Origin of the sequence: Streptomyces malaysiensis subsp. malaysiensis, assembly GCF_040653035.1 — a bacterium.
Taxonomy (GTDB): Bacteria; Actinomycetota; Actinomycetes; order Streptomycetales; family Streptomycetaceae; genus Streptomyces; species Streptomyces malaysiensis.
Map to the genome: position 1 here is coordinate 872,788 of NZ_JBEZNG010000001.1, position 16,913 is coordinate 889,700.

At 71.2% G+C, this 16,913-nt stretch carries 12 protein-coding genes; 4 read left to right on the plus strand and 8 right to left on the minus strand.

Annotation, left to right across the window (positions count from 1 at the left end; all coding sequences use genetic code 11):
* The gene (locus AB0E24_RS03865; RefSeq protein ID WP_359374699.1) at positions 1 to 2,817 is read left to right on the plus strand and encodes a caspase, EACC1-associated type; all 2,817 of its coding nucleotides are present in this window, start codon (positions 1 to 3) and stop codon (positions 2,815 to 2,817) included.
* Here AB0E24_RS03865 and AB0E24_RS03870 read toward each other — a convergent pair.
* On the minus strand, positions 2,790 to 3,590 hold the full coding sequence (locus AB0E24_RS03870; protein ID WP_079260624.1) for an SDR family NAD(P)-dependent oxidoreductase: 801 nt from the start codon (positions 3,588 to 3,590) through the stop codon (positions 2,790 to 2,792). The two genes, AB0E24_RS03865 and AB0E24_RS03870, sit on opposite strands and share 28 nt — an antisense overlap.
* A gap of 160 nt (positions 3,591 to 3,750) precedes the next feature.
* Here AB0E24_RS03870 and AB0E24_RS03875 point away from each other — a divergent pair, with 160 nt between their 5' ends.
* A complete protein-coding gene (locus AB0E24_RS03875; RefSeq protein WP_359374700.1) occupies positions 3,751 to 5,043 on the plus strand; it encodes a serine hydrolase domain-containing protein in 1,293 nt (430 codons plus the stop codon).
* 46 nt (positions 5,044 to 5,089) lie between these two features.
* Here the strand turns inward: AB0E24_RS03875 and AB0E24_RS03880 are convergent, their stop codons facing one another.
* From AB0E24_RS03880 to AB0E24_RS03895, 4 genes are all read right to left on the minus strand, one after another.
* Positions 5,090 to 5,860 carry an energy-coupling factor ABC transporter ATP-binding protein gene (locus AB0E24_RS03880; protein ID WP_069864791.1) on the minus strand — a complete coding sequence of 257 codons (771 nt, stop codon included), beginning with the start codon at positions 5,858 to 5,860 and terminating at the stop codon, positions 5,090 to 5,092.
* A complete protein-coding gene (gene cbiQ, locus AB0E24_RS03885) occupies positions 5,857 to 6,621 on the minus strand; it encodes a cobalt ECF transporter T component CbiQ (protein WP_069864793.1) in 765 nt (254 codons plus the stop codon). Before cbiQ ends, AB0E24_RS03880 begins: the two co-directional genes overlap by 4 nt.
* A 2-nt stretch (positions 6,622 to 6,623) precedes the next feature.
* Complete coding sequence (locus AB0E24_RS03890; protein ID WP_187286967.1) at positions 6,624 to 7,763, minus strand: energy-coupling factor ABC transporter permease; 1,140 nt, start codon at positions 7,761 to 7,763, stop codon at positions 6,624 to 6,626.
* Positions 7,764 to 7,898: 135 nt separating this feature from the next.
* Positions 7,899 to 9,119 (minus strand): alpha/beta hydrolase family protein, encoded by a 1,221-nt coding sequence (locus AB0E24_RS03895; RefSeq protein ID WP_359374703.1) that lies wholly within the window; start codon positions 9,117 to 9,119, stop codon positions 7,899 to 7,901.
* Between the two features lie 105 nt (positions 9,120 to 9,224).
* Between AB0E24_RS03895 and AB0E24_RS03900 the strand changes: the two genes are divergently transcribed.
* Positions 9,225 to 9,833, plus strand: coding sequence for a TetR-like C-terminal domain-containing protein (locus AB0E24_RS03900; RefSeq protein ID WP_069864797.1), 609 nt, complete (start codon positions 9,225 to 9,227; stop codon positions 9,831 to 9,833).
* A 123-nt stretch (positions 9,834 to 9,956) separates the two neighbouring features.
* Here AB0E24_RS03900 and AB0E24_RS03905 read toward each other — a convergent pair whose 3' ends face one another.
* Both AB0E24_RS03905 and AB0E24_RS03910 read right to left on the minus strand, forming a co-directional pair.
* Complete coding sequence (locus AB0E24_RS03905) at positions 9,957 to 12,215, minus strand: MMPL family transporter (protein ID WP_359374705.1); 2,259 nt, start codon at positions 12,213 to 12,215, stop codon at positions 9,957 to 9,959.
* 140 nt (positions 12,216 to 12,355) lie between these two features.
* Positions 12,356 to 12,973 (minus strand): TetR/AcrR family transcriptional regulator, encoded by a 618-nt coding sequence (locus AB0E24_RS03910; RefSeq protein WP_202543073.1) that lies wholly within the window; start codon positions 12,971 to 12,973, stop codon positions 12,356 to 12,358.
* A gap of 141 nt (positions 12,974 to 13,114) precedes the next feature.
* Between AB0E24_RS03910 and AB0E24_RS03915 the strand changes: the two genes are divergently transcribed.
* A complete protein-coding gene (locus AB0E24_RS03915) occupies positions 13,115 to 16,405 on the plus strand; it encodes a S41 family peptidase (RefSeq protein ID WP_069864801.1) in 3,291 nt (1,096 codons plus the stop codon).
* Between the two features lie 156 nt (positions 16,406 to 16,561).
* On the opposite strand, the gene AB0E24_RS03920 is transcribed toward AB0E24_RS03915, so the two are convergent.
* Positions 16,562 to 16,864, minus strand: coding sequence for a hypothetical protein (locus AB0E24_RS03920; RefSeq protein WP_069864802.1), 303 nt, complete (start codon positions 16,862 to 16,864; stop codon positions 16,562 to 16,564).
* Positions 16,865 to 16,913 lie beyond the last annotated feature (49 nt).

Genomic DNA, 16,913 nt, shown 5'->3' on the forward strand with positions numbered 1-16,913 from the left:
GTGGCCGTTCTGCCCGACCCGGCCGCCAGCCGCGCGGTGCTCATCGGCACCAGCCGCTACGCCCACCTGGAGCAGATCCCGGCGGTGGCCAACAATCTGAGCGCGCTGGCCGAGGCCCTGTGCGCCCCGCTGTCCTGGGGGCTGGCGCCCGAGCACTGCGCGGTCATCGAGGACCCGGCCACCGCGGTCGAGGTCCTCGAGGCCGTCCGGACCGCGGCCGAGGAGGCCACGGACACCCTGCTGGTGTACTTCGCCGGACACGGCCTCGTGGAACCGCGCCGCGGCGAGCTCTTCCTGGGGCTGAGCGGATCCATCCAGCACCGCTCCTACACCGGGCTGCCGTACGGCACACTGCGCGACGTCGTGCTCGACGGGCGGGCCGGGCGTCAAGTGATGCTGCTGGACTGCTGCTTCAGCGGCCGCGTCCTCGGGTTCATGGGCGCGGCGGGCGCGGCGGCGGTGATCGACCAGGTGGAGATCGAGGGCACCTATCTGCTGGCCTCCGTCCCCGACACCAGCTTCGCGCTCGCCCCGCCCGGTGAGCCCCATACGGCCTTCACAGGCGAGCTGCTGCGGCTGCTGCGCGGAGGGGTGCCGGGCGGACCGGAACTGCTGGACCTGGACACGGTCTACGCGCAGGTGTACGGCGCGCTGCGGGCCAAGGGGCGGCCGCTGCCGCAGAAGCGCGACCGCAATACGGCGGGCGGGCTCGCCCTGGCCCGCAATGCCCTCTGGGCGCCGCCCGGCTTCGGCCCACCGCCCCCGCCGTACGACCACGAACCGACGCCGCCACCCACGTTCACGGGCACGTTCACGGGCACTGGCACTGGCACTGGCACTGGCACGCCGCCGTACGAGCCGGGGCCGAGGTCCTCGGACCGCGCACCGGGCCCGGCGGCCGCGTCGCCGCCCGGGGTGCCGCCGATGCCCACCTGGTCGCCGATGGCCCTGCCGTTGCCCGCCCCGCTCCCCTCCCCCGGCGGCGCCTCATCGGGCCGCCGCCGCGCCGTCGCCTACGGGCTGGCGGGAGCGCTCGTCGTCGCCCTGGTGGCCGCGGGCATACCCCTGGCGATGTCCTGGATGAAGGACTCCGCCAAGGACAACTCCGGGCAACACCCGTCGGAGTCGAAGTCGTCCGGCAAGCCGAAGCCGGGCCCCACCTCCGGGTACGACACCGCGACCAAGGACGCCGTCGTCAACGCCTCGACGAAGCCGGGCGGGACGCTGAAGTTCATCAGCAGGAACGAAGCGGATTCATGGGACCCCCAGCGCACCTATTCCGGCGGCGTCTGGAATTTCTCGCGCTACTACGCCCGCCAACTGGTCACCTACGCCCCCAAACCCGGTGAGGGCGGCAACGAACTGGTCCCGGACCTCGCGGAGAAGAAGGCCGAGGTGACCGACGGCGGCAAGACGTACACCTACACCCTGCGCAAGGGGATCACCTGGGAGGACGGCTCCCCGATCACGCCCGAGGACATCAAATACGGCATCGAGCGGATCTGGGCCCAGGACGAGATCCCGGGTGGCCCGACCTTCCTCCAGGAGGCACTCGACCCCGGCCTCACCTACAAGGGGCCGTACAAGGACACCTCCGAGGACAAGCTGGGCCTGAAGGCCATCGAGATCCGGGACGAGCGGACCATCGTCTTCAAACTGCCGAAAGCCAACGGCGACTTCGAGCATATGCTCGCGACCCCGTCCGCGTCCCCCGTGAAAAAAGAGAAGGACGCCAAGGACCAGTACCAGAAGAAGCCCTTCTCCTCGGGACCTTACGAATTCGGCCCCTATCAGCCGGGCCAGTCGCTGAAATTGGTCCGCAATAGCAAGTGGAATCGGTCGTCCGACCCGATCCGCACCGCCCTTCCCGACCAGATCACGGTGGCTTTCAACGAGGACGACCAGGCGAACGCACAGGCCCTGTTCTCAGGCAAGTACGATCTGGACCTGGATTCCTGGGGGCTCACCGACCAAGCCCTCGCCATGGCCAAGGGCAATTCCCGCCTCAGTGATCAGCTGGACAACCCGCACACCGCGGGGCTCCTGTTCGCGGCCCTCCCGCGCTCCGTCAAACCCATGGACAACGTCCACTGCCGTAAGGCGGTCCTCTACGCGGCGGACCGGGAGAACGTCCGAACAGCCTCCGGCGGCCCGCTGGCCGGCGATATCGCGCCCCATATGCTCCCGCCCGCGATCCCGGGCTCCGACTCCTCCTACGACCCGTACGGGACGCTCAAGAACAAGGGCAAGCCGAACACCGCCAAAGCCGAAGCGGAATTGAAGGCATGTGGCAAGCCCGACGGCTTCACGACCACCATCCCGGTCCGTAACAGCGGAAGCGATATGAACGTCGCCGAGTCGCTCCAGTCGTCGCTGCGAAAGGTCGGTATCAGGGTCGAGATCGATCGGATCGACTTCGCGCAATACCACGAGACGGTGGGCTCCCCCTCGACGGTGAAGAAGAAGGGCTACGGCATCGTCATCTACCGGTGGCTCCCCGACTTCCCGAGCGGTCAGGGCTTCTTGCAGCCGCTCGCCGACGGCCGTCTCATCCGGAGCACCGGCAACACCAATATCGCGGAGCTGGACGACCCCGCCATCGACCACCTCTTCGACACGGCCATCGCCGAACAGGACCCGGAGAAGGCCGGGAGCGACTATGCCCAGATCAATCGGAGGATCTCCGACTCCGCCGCGTTTCTGCCCATCCTGTTCCAGAAGAGCGTGATCTGGCGCGGCTCCCGGCTGACCAACGTCTATACGGGCGGGCCATGGCAGGGCCGTTACGACTATGTCTCGCTGGGCGTCTCGGAGTGACCGAAAGCCCTGCGCACCGCCACGTTCGTGGTGGTGATCCCGCCGTCCACGGGGAGGGTGATCCCGGTGATCCAGGCGGCGTCGGAAGAGGCGAGGAAGGTGATGGCGGCGGCGATGTCGGTGGGTTCGCCGACCCGGCCGAGGGGGTAGACCTCGGCGGCGCGGCGCAGGGTGTCCTCCCGGCCGTCCCAGGCGGGGGTGCGGATCGTGCCGGGGGCCACGAGGTTGACGCGGACGCCCCGCCCGGCGGCGTGGGCGGCCAGGGTGCGGGTGAGGCTGCCCAGACCCGCCTTGGCGGCGCTGTAGGCGTGGTTGCCGAAGTCCTGGAGGCCGTTGACCGAGCCGACGTTGACGATCGCGCCCCGGCCGTCCGCGGCGGCCAGATGCGGCAGCGCGGCACGGGAGCAGCGGAAGGCCCCTCCGAGGGTGACATCGATGTCCTGCTGCCACTCGTCCTCCGGCTGGTCCTCGAACAGCGGGGTGTCGACATGACACGAGTGGGCGCCGTTGACCAGGACGTCCAGCCTTCCGAAGCTCCTTACGGCGTGCGCCACGGCCGCCTCGGCGTCCGCCCGCAGGGCCGCGTCGCAGCCCAGCGACTCGGCCTCGCCGCCGTCGGCCCGTATGGACGCGGCGGCCTTGGCGGCCCGTTCGCCGTCCAGGTCGGTGATCAGCACCCTGGCCCCCTCGTCGGCGAAACGGCGCGCGGTCACCTCCCCGATCCCGCGTCCCGCGCCGGTGAGCATGACCGCGTACCCCTCGAATCTCCGCACCATGTGCCCCTTCTCGTAGCCCGGGTGACCGCCGCCGCCTCTTGGCGGCGGGTCCGCCGGGGATCATGCCCGGCCCCGGCATGATCCTCACGCGCGGGACGTTGCACCATAAGGAGAAACACAGCACACACGCTCGGGTCGGCATGGCGGGAGTCGGACAGTGGTGGACGTCCAGGGCACGGTGGCGGACGGTTTCGGACCGGTCCGGGACGCCTTCGCGGCGAACTTCACCCGGCACGGGGAGCGCGGCGCGGCCGTGGTCCTCTACCGGGAGGGCGAGAAGGTCGTCGATCTGTGGGGCGGTACTAAGACGCCCGACGGCGCCGATGACTTCGACGGCGGCGAGGGTTCCGACGGCGGCGAGGTGCCCGACGGCGGCGAGGGGTCCGACGGCCGTGAGGAGTCCAAGGGCGGCCATGAGCCCTGGACCCAGGACACCGCCCAGGTCGTCCGGTCGGTCACCAAGGGCGTCGCCGCCGCCGTTCCGCTGCTGCTGCATCAGCGCGGCCAGCTGGACCTGGACGGCCGGGTCAGCACCTATTGGCCGGAGTTCAAGGCGACCGGCAAGGAGCGGGTGCTGGTGCGCCATCTGCTCGCGCACCGCACCGGCGTGCCCGTTCTCGACACCCCGCTCACCCCCGACCAGGCCATCGACGGCATATCCGGGCCGCTGGCCGTCGCCGCCCAGCGCCCCGTATGGGAGCCCGGTACGGCACACGGCTACCACGCCCAGACGTACAGCTGGCTGCTGGGCGAGCTGGTGCGCAGGGTCACCGGGCGGACCATCGGACGGTGGATCGCCGAGGAGATCGCCCGGCCGCTGGGGCTGGACCTGTGGCTCGGGCTGCCCGAGGAGCAGCGCGGCCGGGTCGGCCGGATCGCGGCGGTGGAGCCGCCCGCCGCGCCCGCCTCCGCGGGGCCGCGGCTGCGCCCCAAGCGGTCGGTCGCCGAGGCGTATCGGGATCCGGAGTCGCTGACCCGGCGGGCGTTCGCCGCGATCACCCCGGTGCCGGACGAGAACGACCCCGCGTATCTCGCCGCCGAGTTGCCCGCCTCGGGCGGGGTCGCGACCGCCGAGGCGCTGGCCCGCTTCTACGCGGCGCTGATCGGCCCGCTGCCCTCGGCCCGTACGGTCCGCTCGGGGGGCAGGCTGTTCGCCCCGGCGACGCTGACGATGGCCCGTACCGAGGAGTCCGCGGGTCCGGACCAGGTCCTGGTCGTCGGCACCCGCTTCGGCCTCGGCTATATGCTGCACGGCCCGGCCTGCCCGCTGCTGGGGCCGGGCTCCTTCGGCCACCCGGGGCGCGGGGGCTCGCTCGCCTTCGCCGACCCGGAGGCGCGCATCGGCTTCGCCTACGTCACCAACGGTATGCGGCGCGGGGTCACCGCGGATCCACGTGCGCAGGCGCTGGTGCGCGCGGTACGGACCAGCCTCGCGGCGCTGGAGGCGTAAGGCAGCGGATCCGTTCACCCCCGCCTCAACGTCACCGCACCGGGCATCACCGCACCGGCGCCGTCACCGACCGGGGGTCGAAACCGAAGGGGAGCTCCAGCCGGTGTTCGCGCATCAGCTCCTCGTCGCACAGCAGCTCCTGCGTTCCGCCATCCGCCGCGATCACCCCGCCGCTGAGCACCACCGAGCGCGGGCACAGCTCCAGCGCGTACGGCAGATCGTGGGTGACCATCAGCACGGTCACCTCCAGGGACCGCAGGATGTCGGCGAGTTCGCGGCGTGAGGCCGGGTCGAGGTTGGACGAGGGCTCGTCCAGGACGAGGATCTCCGGCTCCATGGCCAATACCGTCGCCACGGCCACCCGCCGCCGCTGCCCGAACGAGAGGTGGTGGGGCGGCCGGTCGGCGAACTCCGCCATCCCGACCCGCTCCAGCGCGCGGCGCACCCGCTCCTCCAGCTCCGCGCCGCGCAGCCCGGCCGCGGCCGGCCCGAAGGCCACGTCCTCGCGCACGGTCGGCATGAACAGCTGGTCGTCCGGGTCCTGGAAGACGATGCCCACCCGGCGGCGGATCTCGGCCAGATGCGCCTTGGCCACGGGCAGCCCCGCGACCGTGACCGTCCCGGCGCCCGCGGTGAGGATGCCGTTGAGGTGCAGTACCAGAGTGGTCTTGCCCGCGCCGTTGGGGCCGAGCAGCGCCACCCGCTCCCCGCGGGCCACGGTCAGATCGACCCCGAAGAGGGCCTGATGGCCGTCGGGGTACGCATAGGCCAGACCGGACACCTGGAGGGACGGCGGAGTGGTGGCGGGGTCGGTCATGGGAGCATCCATCCGGTCAGGCAGACCACCAGCGCGGTCAGCGGGAGGGCGGCGGCGTACAGCCACTGGGCACGGGACGCCGTCACATCGTCGATCACCGGCATGGTGCCCGTATAGCCCCGGCTGACCATCGCCAGGTGGACCCGTTCGCCACGCTCGTAGGAGCGGATGAACAGCGCCCCCGCCGAGGAGGCGAGCACACCCCAGTGCCGCACCCCGCGCGCCTCGAAGCCGCGCGACTGACGGGCGATCCGCATCCGGCGCATCTCATCGGAGATGACGTCCCCGTAGCGGATCATGAACGAGGCGATCTGCACCAGCAGCGAGGGCATCCGCAGCCGCTCGAGCCCCAGCAGCAGGGCGCGCAGCTCGGTCGTGGACGCCAGGAGGACGGAGGCGGCGACGCCGAGGGTGCCCTTGGCGAGGATGTTCCAGGCGCTCCACAGCCCGGACTCGCTGAGCGACATCCCCAGCGCCTCCACCCGCGGGCCCTCCGCGATGAACGGCATCAGCACGGCGAAGGCCACGAACGGGATCTCGATCAGCAGCCGCCGCAGCACATACCCGGCCGGTATCCGGGCCACCGCCACCACCCCGGCCAGCAGCACCGCGTACGCCCCGAAGGCCCAGACGGCCTCGCGGGGCGTGGAGACGACGACCAGGACGAAGCAGAAGACCGCGGCGATCTTGCAGTGCGGAGGGAGGGCGTGGACGGGCGACCGGCCCTCCCGGTAGAGCTTGTGCGCGTGTCCCGCGCCCATCGTCAGACTCTCCCGCTCTCGGCCGTCGCCCTGCGCCGCCGTACGACGATGAAGACCCCGGAGCCGACGGCGAGCGTGGCCCCCACCCCGATCACCCCGGCGAGCCCGCCGGAGATCCGGGCGTCGGAGATGTCCTTGACGCCGTAGTCGGCGAGCGGCGAGTCCTTGGCGGCGTGGTCCTCCGCCTTCTGGTCGATCCCCTTGTCATGGGCGACCTTCTCCAGCCCGTCGGGGCTCGCGGAGGCGTAGAAGCTGACGACCCCGGCGCACAGCAGCGCGGCCGCGAGCCCGGCCCACCACACATGCCGCGCCGACCGCCGCGGCGCGGCGACGGGCTCGGGGGTCCGGGATGTCGCCACCGTGGGTTCGGAAGTCGTGGGTTCGGCAGTCGTGAATTCTGCCGTCGCGGGTTCTGCCGCCGGGGCCTCGGCTCGGGCCACCGCCCCCGGGGCGGCCGGGGCCAGCGGGCTGTCGCGGATCTCCAGCGGACGCGCCGTCACCCCGCGCGCTCCGTAGACCAGATCCGGCCGTACGGCCACGACGGCGCCGACCGTCAGCGCGGTGATCGCCGCCTCGCCGATGCCGATCAGCACATGCACACCGACCATCGCCGTGAAGACCTTGCCGATCGACACGTCCGCCGTACCGCCGAGCGCGTAGATCGCGGTGAACGCGATGGCCGCGGCCGGTACGGAGATCAGTGCCGCCACGAAGGACGCGACAGTGACCGTACGGCGTCGGTGCGGGGCCAGCTTCACGATCGTGCGGAAGATCGCGTACGCCACGACCGTGGTGACCACGGCCATGTCCGTGATGTTGACGCCGAGCGCGGTGAGACCGCCGTCCGCGAACAGGACGCCCTGCATCAGCAGCACCACGGAGACGCACAATACCCCCGTATACGGCCCCACGAGTATCGCTGCCAGCGCCCCGCCCAGCAGATGCCCGCTGGTCCCCGCGGCGACGGGGAAGTTCAGCATCTGCACGGCGAAGATGAACGCCGCCACCAGCCCGGCCAGTGGCGCGGTCCGCTCGTCGAGCTCCCGCCGGGCACCGCGCAAACTGACCGCGACGGCCCCCGCGGCGACCACACCGGTGGCCACCGACACCGGCGCGTCTATGAATCCGTCGGGCACATGCATGGCAGGACTCCGCTCCTGAGCTGCAACTATCGGCCCGATGGTAGCCCGTACCTGCAAGTCGTTCGCAAGAGCGCCTACGCCGCGAATCGGACTCCCGTGCGGAGTCGCCGCTACGATTCCCGTACGGAGCCGCCGCTACGCGACTCGGGGCAGCCCGGTGGGCAGCGTGGAGTCGAGCCAGTCGAACATGACCTGGTGGGCCCGCCCCATCGCGCCCATGTGGCAGTGCTCACCGGCCCCTTCGGCCTCCGTGAGGGTGACGAGGCGGGTGGGGGCACTGGTGAGGGCCTTCTCGACCTCGGCCGCCTGGCCCTTGAAGAACTGGTCGTTCTCGGCGTCCATGATCAGCGTGGGAGCCGTGATGCGGTCGGCGCTGTCGGCCAGGGTGTAGCGGCGGGACATGCGGACGAGGTCGGCGAACGAGGCTGCCCCCATGGCCCAGACGCCGTTGCGCAGCGCCCAGCGCACCTGCGTGCTGGCCGTGGCCAGCATCGCCATGACGGGGTTCGCGACATCGTCGCGCTCCTCCTCGATCCACCGGTACAGCGCGGGCGGGAGCATCCGCTCGAAGGCAGCGTGGAAGTCGTGGAGGCCGTCGTCGAGGATCAGCGCGGCGATGCGGTGGTCGAATGCCGCGCCGCGTGCGACGAGATAGCCACCCAGGCTGTAGCCGAACAGGGCGATCTTGTCGTCGGCGATCTCGGGACGGCCCAGCGCGTAGTCGATCACGGGCACCGTCACGGCCTCCCAGTCGGGGCGGAAGACCAGCCGCTGCTCGCGCAGCGCGGCGCCCTGCCCCGGGCCGTCGAAGGCCAGGACGTTGTAGCCGCGGCGCAGTGCGGCGGCCGCGATGGCGAAGTAGGACTCCTCCAGGGTGGAGTCGTAGCCGCTGGTGTAGACGACGGTCGGGCGGGGAGTGCCGGAGTCGTCGACCAGGAAGAGATAGCCGGGCAGGGTGGTGTTCTCGTAGGGAATGGCCACGGCCTCCACGGGGGTGTCGAAGAGCCCGGCGGCGGCCGCGAAGGTGTCGCGCGAGCGGGAGGAGAGCAGGGTGACCTCCTGGTCGGTGGCGGGGTTCTCGCGCAGGAAGAACTCGGCCGTGCGGTAGTAGTTCGACGCCCGCAGCAGCGCCTCGCGGGCGCTCACCCGGTGCCCGTCGGCCAGCGACTGCCGCCCGATGGCCTCGACCCGCTCGGCGGTCGCCTTCCATGCCCGGTGCCAGCCCTCCTCGTCCCCCTCCGCGATGTTCCGGGCGGTGGCGATGACTTCGCCCAGGTCGGCGCCGCCGTAGTTGGCGAACCCGGCCGCGCGCAGCGCTTCGAAGGAGAAGGACTCATCGTCGAAGAGGAACTTCATGAGATCACCTCCAGACGATACGGAACCGTTCCGTATCGACAGAGCACGACCGTACTCCCGGCAACAGTCGAGACGCAACCGTTCCGTCTCGTGTACGATCACCTCATGGACACCAATATCGGCGCGCCCGCCGGCAAGCGCCCGCCCGGCGGCCCCGTCCTCCAGGGAGATCTGACACGGGCCCTGGAGGCCGCCTTCTTCGAGGAACTCGCCGCGGTCGGCTACGGGAAGTTGTCCATCGAGGCCGTCGCGCGCCGGGCGGGCGCCGGCAAGGCCGCCGTCTACCGCCGCTGGCCCTCGAAGCAGGCCATGACCATCGAGCTCACCGCGAAGGCCGCGACGGCGTTCGTACGCGCCCCCGACCGGGGAAGCCTGCGGGAGGACGTCGCCCAGTTCGTCCGCGACACCATGGCCGCCCTGAGCCACCCCCTGGCCTCGCGCATCGTTCCCGATCTGCTGGCCGAGGGATCGCGCAACGCCGAACTCGCCGGCGCCCTGCTGACGGGCATTCGCGACCCCCGGCGCGAGAACGTCGCCCAGATCCTGCAACGGGCCGTCGAGCGCGGTGAGTTGCCCGAGGACACCGACCTCGAACTCTGTCTGGACTTCCTGGTCAGCCCGACGTACTGGCGGCTGGCCGTCATCAGGACCCCCGTGGACGACGCCTACGCCGAACGCCTTACCGACAAGATCATCGCCGCGCTGAAGGCGTGAGGCGGGAGCTCACCACCCGACGCGGCGGTGACGCGGCGGAAGCCTGAACGCGCCGACGGCGGCCTTCCGGGATTGGAAGGCCGCCGTCGGGCCCGAAGCGTGACTCCGGGTGTCAGACGCGGATCAGACGCGGGTCAGCTCCGCGTCGGGGTCGGAGTCCCGGTCGCGCCGCTGGGTCGCGGGGTCCGATTCGAGCTGCTTGCGCAGCCCCTCGCCCTCCACGTCCACGTTGGGCAGCGCCCGGTCCAGCCAGCGCGGAAGCCACCAGGCCGACTTGCCGAGGAGCGCCAGAACCGCCGGGACGATGGCCATGCGCACCACGAAGGCGTCGAAGAGAACGGCGGTGGCGAGGCCGAAGCCGATCATCTTGATCATCGACTCGGACGAGCCGATGAATCCGGCGAAAACGCTGATCATGATGACCGCGGCCGCGGTGACCACCCGGGCGCCGTGCCGGAAGCCGGTGACGATGGCCTGGCCGGGGCGCTCGCCGTGGACGAACGCCTCCCGCATCCGGGTCACCAGGAAGACCTCGTAGTCCATCGCCAGACCGAACACCACACCGATCATGAAGATCGGCATCATGCTCATGATCGGGCCGGTCTCCTCGACGCCGAACAGATCCGACAGCCAGCCCCACTGGAAGACCGCGACCACCGCGCCGAGCGCGGCGACGACGGAGAGCAGGAAGCCGAGCGCCGCCTTGAGCGGGACCAGCACGGACCGGAAGACGACCATCAGCAGCAGGAAGGCCAGTCCGACGACAAGCACCAGATAGGGCACCAGCGCGTCGTTGAGCTTCTGCGAGATGTCGATGTTCATCGCCGTCTGGCCGGTCACCAGCACCTCGGCACCGGTGTCGGACTTGAAGCCGCTCGCCTCGTCCCGGATGTCACCAACCAGGTTCTCGGTGTCGATACTGCTCGGCTTGTACTTGGAGATGACGCTGAGCGTCGCGGTGTCACCGGCCTTGTTGAACGTGGCCGGGCTGACCGCCGCCACCCCGTCCAGACCGGTGATGGTCTTGCGGACCCGCTCGGCCGCGCCCCTGGCGTCATCGCTGCCCTTGGCGTCGACGACCACCATCAGCGGACCGTTGGAGCCGGGGCCGAAGCCCTCGGAGATCATGTCGTACGCCTGGCGCTTCTGGCTGCTGACCGGCTGCGAACCGTCGTCCGGCAGACCGAGTTCCAGGCTGACGGCGGGCACGGCGGCCGCGCCGAGGCCGAGCACGGCCACCAGGAGCACCATCAGCGGGCGGCGCAGCACGAAGCGGGCCCAGCGGGTGCCCATGTTGGGCTTCTCCTCGGAGGTCTGCGAGCCACCCGCGGCGGCCGCCGCCGCGCGCTCCTCGAGCCGCCGGCGCGCCCTGCGCCCGAACACCCGCTTGCCCGCGAAGCCCAGCACCGCCGGGATGAGGCTGATCGCGATGAGGACGGCGATGACGACCGTACCGGCCGCGGCGAAGCCCATCTTGGTCAGCATCGGGATGTTGACGACGGCGAGACCGACCAGCGCGATGACCACCGTGAGGCCGGCGAAGACGACCGCGGAGCCCGCGGTGCCCACGGCACGTCCGGCGGCTTCCTCCCGGTCCCGTCCCTCCATCAGCTCCGCGCGGTAGCGGGAGACGATGAAGAGCGCGTAGTCGATACCGACCGCGAGGCCGATCATCATCGCCAGTGTGGAGGTGGTGGTGGACAGCCCCAGCGTGGTGGCGAGAGCGGTGATCGCCGAGATGCCGATGCCGACGCCGATGAGCGCGGTGAGCAGCGGCAGTCCGGCGGCGACCAGCGAGCCGAAGGTGATGGCGAGCACGACCGCGGAGATCGCGATGCCGATGATCTCGGTGGAGCCGGTCTCGGGCATCTCCTGGAGCGCGTCACCCCCGATCTGCACCGTCAGACCCGACTTCTCGGCCTTCTCCCCCGCTTCCTTCAGACTGTCCTTGGCGGCGTCCTTCAGCTCCATGGAGTTGACCTTGTAGCTGGTCAGGATGTACGCCGTGGAGCCGTCCTTGCTGACGGCGTGGGCCTGGTACGGGTCGGCGACCGAGGCGATCTGCGGAGAGCCGGCCTGGAGCTCGGCGACGGTCTTGGTGACCACCGCCTTGTTCGCCGGGTCGGTCATCTTCTCACCGCTCGGGGCGCGGAAGACCACACGGGCGGTGGCGCCGTCCGCGTTACCCCCGGGGAACCGCTGCTCCAGCAGGTCGAATGCCTTCTGGGCCTCGGTGCCGGGGATGGAGAAGCTGTCGTTGGCGGGCTGGGAGGCGGTGGCGGCGCCGACGCCCGCGACCGCGAGCAGCGCCACCCATATCAGGGCGACGAAGCCGCGTCGCCGGAAGGCGAATCGGCCGAGTTTATAGAGGAAGGTGGCCACGAGAAGGGGTGCTCCCGTCGGTTGTATGGCACTGGGCAGGGATGGGTGACCGAACCGGCGACGAGAGCGGCGCGCCGGTCGGGGCCTTATGCGGTTGTGCGGGGAATCAGGGAGTGGGGGGGTGTGAGGAGAGGGAAGGGCTATGCGGCGCCGAGCGCGGGGAGGATCACGGCGTCGATGTACTCCAGGAGATACGTCTGGTCCGGCTGCCGGCCCTCGACGAGCGGTCGGGCGATGAACGCGCCGCACACCATGTGCACGACGTAGTTCAAGGCGGGCCGGTCCGGGGCGATTTCGCCCCGGTCGACGGCGCGCCTCAGCAGCACATTGAGCGCGTCGATCTCGGGGTAGATCAACAACTCTCGCAGGGCCTCGTGAAGGTCCGGATTGTCGTGACTTGCGTGGGCGAGTCCCCTCATCAGGCCGGAGTCCCGCTCATGGGCTTGCTCCGAACACCGCACGATCTCCCGCAGATCACCGCGGAGCGATCCGGTGTCGATACCCTCGAGCAGAACGGGCTTGGTATGGCGCAGCGCGGTCGCGACCAGCTGCGGCTTGCCTTTCCACTGGCGGTAGAGCGTGGCCTTGCTGGATCGCGTACGGGCCGCGACGGCGTCCATCGTCAGACCGTCGTATCCGACCTCGCCGAGCAGCTCCAGCACCGCCTCGTACAACTCCCGCTCACGCTCCGGGGAGAGCCTGCTGCGGCGCACCCGGGCGGTGTCCCGGTCCTCCGTCGGCCGGTCCGTGGTCCGCATGGCGCGTCGCCTCCCTCCGAACGAAACGGTTTCGTACTCCTCCAGCATACGCCCGGCACTATCGAAACTGGACCGTTTCGCTCGTGGTCTCGGTCACACAACCGAGTTGCTCCGAATGGCGTAGCCCGAAAACATAGGTGGGTGGAGCCTTACGCATGCGACGACGACCTGGCGTACCTGCGATTTCCGCATCTGCACGGCGACTTGCTGTGCTTCGCGGCCGAGGACGATCTGTGGGTCGCCCCGCTGACCGCGCCCGGTGGATCACCCGGGCGGGCCTGGCGGCTGACCGTGGACCGTACGCGCGTGGGCCCCGCCCGCTTCTCCCCCGACGGCTCACAGATCGCGTTCACCACCTGGCGCAGCCTCGACCCGGAGATCTATCTCGTCCCCGTGGCCGGCGGCCGGGCCCGCAGGCTGACCTACTGGGGCAGTACGGACGCCCAGGTCTGCGGCTGGAGCCCGCCGGACCAGGACGGCGCCTCCCAGATCCTCGCGGTCTCCTCCCATGAGCAGCCGTTCTCCCATTTCTCCTGGGCCTACAGCCTGCCCACCGACGGCAGCCCCGGCGGGCGGCTGCCCTGGGGGCCGGTGTCCGACATCGCCGTGGCCGACCTCGACGGTGAGCGCCGCACCCTGCTGCTGACCGGCAAGCCGCCGCATGAGCCCGCCACCTGGAAGCGCTACCGGGGCGGGGCGACCGGCCGGCTGTGGCTGCACGGCACCCGGCTCATGGCCGAGCTGAACGGCCATCTGGACGCGGCGATGTTCGTCGGCGGCCGGATCGCCTTCCTCTCCGACCACGAGGGCATCGGCAACCTCTACTCCTGTCTGCCCGACGGCTCCGATCTGCGCCGCCACACCGACCACGCCGACTTCTACGCACGGCACGCCTCGACCGACGGCTCCCGCGTCGTCTACCAATGCGCGGGCGAGCTGTGGCTGGTGGACGACCTGGGCCCGGACGGCGAACCGCGCAAGCTGGACGTACGGCTGGGCGGGGCGCGGACCGGGCGGCGGCCCTACCAGGTGCCGGCCGCCTCGCACATCGACTCGCTGTCGGTGGACACCACGGGCCGGGGCAGCGCGGTGTGCGTCCGCTCCAGCCTGTACTGGCTCACCCACCGCGACGGCCCCGCCCGCACCCTCGCCGACACCCCGGGCGTCCGGGTGCGGCTGCCCGTGATGCTGGGCTCCACCGGCCGGGTCGCGTACCTCACCGACGCGGAGGGCGAGGACGCCATCGAGATAGGGCATCTGCCCCGGGCCAGCGACCCCGGCGAACCGCGCCGGCTGGCCGCCGGGCTGCTGGGGCGGGTGCGTGAGCTGGAGTCCTCACCGGACGGCGACCGGCTCGCGGTGGCCGCGGGCGACGGACGGCTGCTGCTGGTGGACACCTCCCCCGAGGGGGACGGCGAGGTCACCGAGCTGATCCGGTCGGACAACGGCCCGGTGGGCGACCTTGCCTTCTCCCCCGACTCGGCCTGGCTCGCCTGGTCCCACCCCGGAATAGGGCGCACACTGCGCTCGATCAAGATCGCGCGGCTGGCCGACCGGACCATAGTGGAGGTGACCAACGGGCGGTTCGAGGACGAGGAGCCGGTCTTCACCAGCGACGGCCGCTATCTCGCCTTCCTCTCCTGGCGCGGCTTCGACCCCGTCTACGACGTGCACACCGGCGACCTCTCCTTCCCGCTGGGCTGCCGCCCCTATCTCGTACCGCTGTCCTCCGCCACCCCCTCGCCCTTCGCGCTCTCCCCCGAGGGGCGCCCGGCCGCCGGCGGACTGGACCCGGACATCAGCGGTGGCGAGGGCGACGGCACGGTGACGGTCGAGGTGGAGGGGCTGGCCAGCCGGGTCACGGTCTTCCCGGTGTCCGCGTCCAAGTACTCCTCGCTGCGCCCGGTCAGCGGCGGCGGACTGGTGTGGCTGCGCTGGCCGATCTCGGGCGCGCTCGGCGAGACGTTCGCCAATCCGGCCGAGACCTCCGGCCGCCCCACCCTCGAACACTTCGACCTGGCCAAGGCCAAGCGGACCGAACTCACCAGCGACCTGGACTGGTTCGTGGTCAGCGGCGACGGCACCCGGCTGGTGGTCTACGACGACGGCGATCTGCGCGCGGTGCCCGCCACCGACACCGCCGACAGCGACTCCACCGTCCATATCGACATGCGGCGGATCCAGCACACCGCCGATCCGGCGGCCGAGTGGCGGCAGGCGTACGACGAGGCCGGGCGCATCACCCGGCACTTCTACTGGGACCCGGGGATGTGCGGTGTCGACTGGGACGGGGTGCTCGACCAGTACCGCCCGCTGGTCGAACGGGTCGCCTCGCCCGACGAGTTCGCCGATCTGCTCCGCGAGACCCTCGGCGAACTGGGCACCTCCCATGCCTACGTCAGCGCCGCGCGCCGCAACGAGGGACCGTCCCACTACCAGCGCCCCATCGGACTGCTCGGCGCCAACCTCATCCGCACCAAGGACGGCCGGTGGGCGGTGGCCCGCATCCTGCCCGGTGAGTCCTCCGACTCCCGGGCCCGCTCACCGCTGGCCGGTCTGGGCATCCGGGACGGCGCCGTCCTCACCCATGTCGACGGGCGTCCGGTGGACCCGGTGGCCGGTCCGTATCCGCTGCTGACCGCCGCGGGCGGCACGACGGTGGAGCTGACCTTCGAACCGCAGGACGGCGAGGGGCCACCGCGGCGGGTCGCGGTCTCCCCGCTGATCGACGACCGGCCGCTGCGCTATCAGGACTGGGTCGCCCAGCGCCGGGCCGTGGTGCGGGAGTTGAGCGGCGGGCGGTGCGGCTATCTCCACATCCCCGATATGGGCGGCTCCGGCTGGGCGCAGTTCAACCGCGATCTGCGCCGCGAGATGTCACTGCCCGCGCTGATCGTGGACGTCCGGGGCAACGCGGGCGGCAACATCAGCGAGCTGGTGGTGGAGAAGCTCACCCGCAAGGTCATGGGCTGGGACCTCACCCGCAACGCCCAGCCCGTGTCGTACTCGAGCAATGCGCCGCGCGGGCCGATCGTCGCCGTCGCCGACGAGATGACCTCCTCCGACGGCGACATGATCACCGCGGCCTTCAAGATCCAGGGCATCGGGCCGGTGGTGGGGCTGCGCACCTGGGGCGGGGTGGTCGGGATGACCGGCCGTCACCGCCTGGGCGACGGTACGTCGATCACGGTGCCGATGAACGCCGCGTGGTTCGACGCCTACGGCTGGAGCGTGGAGAACCACGGCGTGGAGCCGGACATCGAGGCGCCGCGCTCCCCCGTGGACTGGGCGGAGGGCCGCCATCCGCAGCTGGGGGTCGCCGTCCGTACGGCGCTCGATCTGCTGGAACGACACCCGGCCGCGACCCCGCCGGACTACTCGGGCGTCCCCGATCTGCGCCGACCCCAACTGCCGCCGCGCGGGGGGAAATAGGCGGGCGGAAGCAGGCGGGCGGGGACGGGCAGGCAGAGGGAGGGCAGGCGGAGGGAGGGAGGGCAGGGAGCGGACGGGCGGGGAGCGGGCAGGCGGGGGCGGGCGCGGGGGCGTGTCCCCAAGGTCGGCCTTGGGACGCGCCCCCGCCCCGGCGGGTCACATCTCTTCGTAGGGCTCCTGGTCCATCATCTCGTCGCCCATGCCCTGCTGACGGCGCTCGCGGCTCATCCGCTGGGACTCCCCGCGGTCCTCCGGTCCGCCCTGCCGGCCACGGCGCTGCTCCTGCCCCGGCTCCCGGCGGGAGCGCTCCTCCATGCGCTCATCGGACTGCATGCGGTCGCCGGACTGCATCTGCTGGCCCTCCTGCATCTGCTGGCCGCGGCGCTCCTGGCCGCGTCCGCCCTGCGACTTCCGCTTGCCCTGCTGAGCCTTCTCGTTCGGCTGGTCCTTGGGGCCCATGTGTCACTCCTCATCGGATGAATGGCGTCGGGCCCGACAAGAGTTACAT

Bases quoted from the DNA above. Each gene is read 5' to 3' on its own strand.
- AB0E24_RS03880 (WP_069864791.1), bottom strand. From the start codon at position 5,860: ATGACCGACCCCGCCACCACTCCGCCGTCCCTCCAGGTGTCCGGTCTG.
- cbiQ (WP_069864793.1), bottom strand. From the start codon at position 6,621: ATGGGCGCGGGACACGCGCACAAGCTCTACCGGGAGGGCCGGTCGCCC.
- AB0E24_RS03890 (WP_187286967.1), bottom strand. From the start codon at position 7,763: ATGCATGTGCCCGACGGATTCATAGACGCGCCGGTGTCGGTGGCCACC.
- AB0E24_RS03895 (WP_359374703.1), bottom strand. From the start codon at position 9,119: ATGAAGTTCCTCTTCGACGATGAGTCCTTCTCCTTCGAAGCGCTGCGC.
- AB0E24_RS03900 (WP_069864797.1), top strand. From the start codon at position 9,225: ATGGACACCAATATCGGCGCGCCCGCCGGCAAGCGCCCGCCCGGCGGC.
- AB0E24_RS03910 (WP_202543073.1), bottom strand. From the start codon at position 12,973: ATGCGGACCACGGACCGGCCGACGGAGGACCGGGACACCGCCCGGGTG.
- AB0E24_RS03920 (WP_069864802.1), bottom strand. From the start codon at position 16,864: ATGGGCCCCAAGGACCAGCCGAACGAGAAGGCTCAGCAGGGCAAGCGG.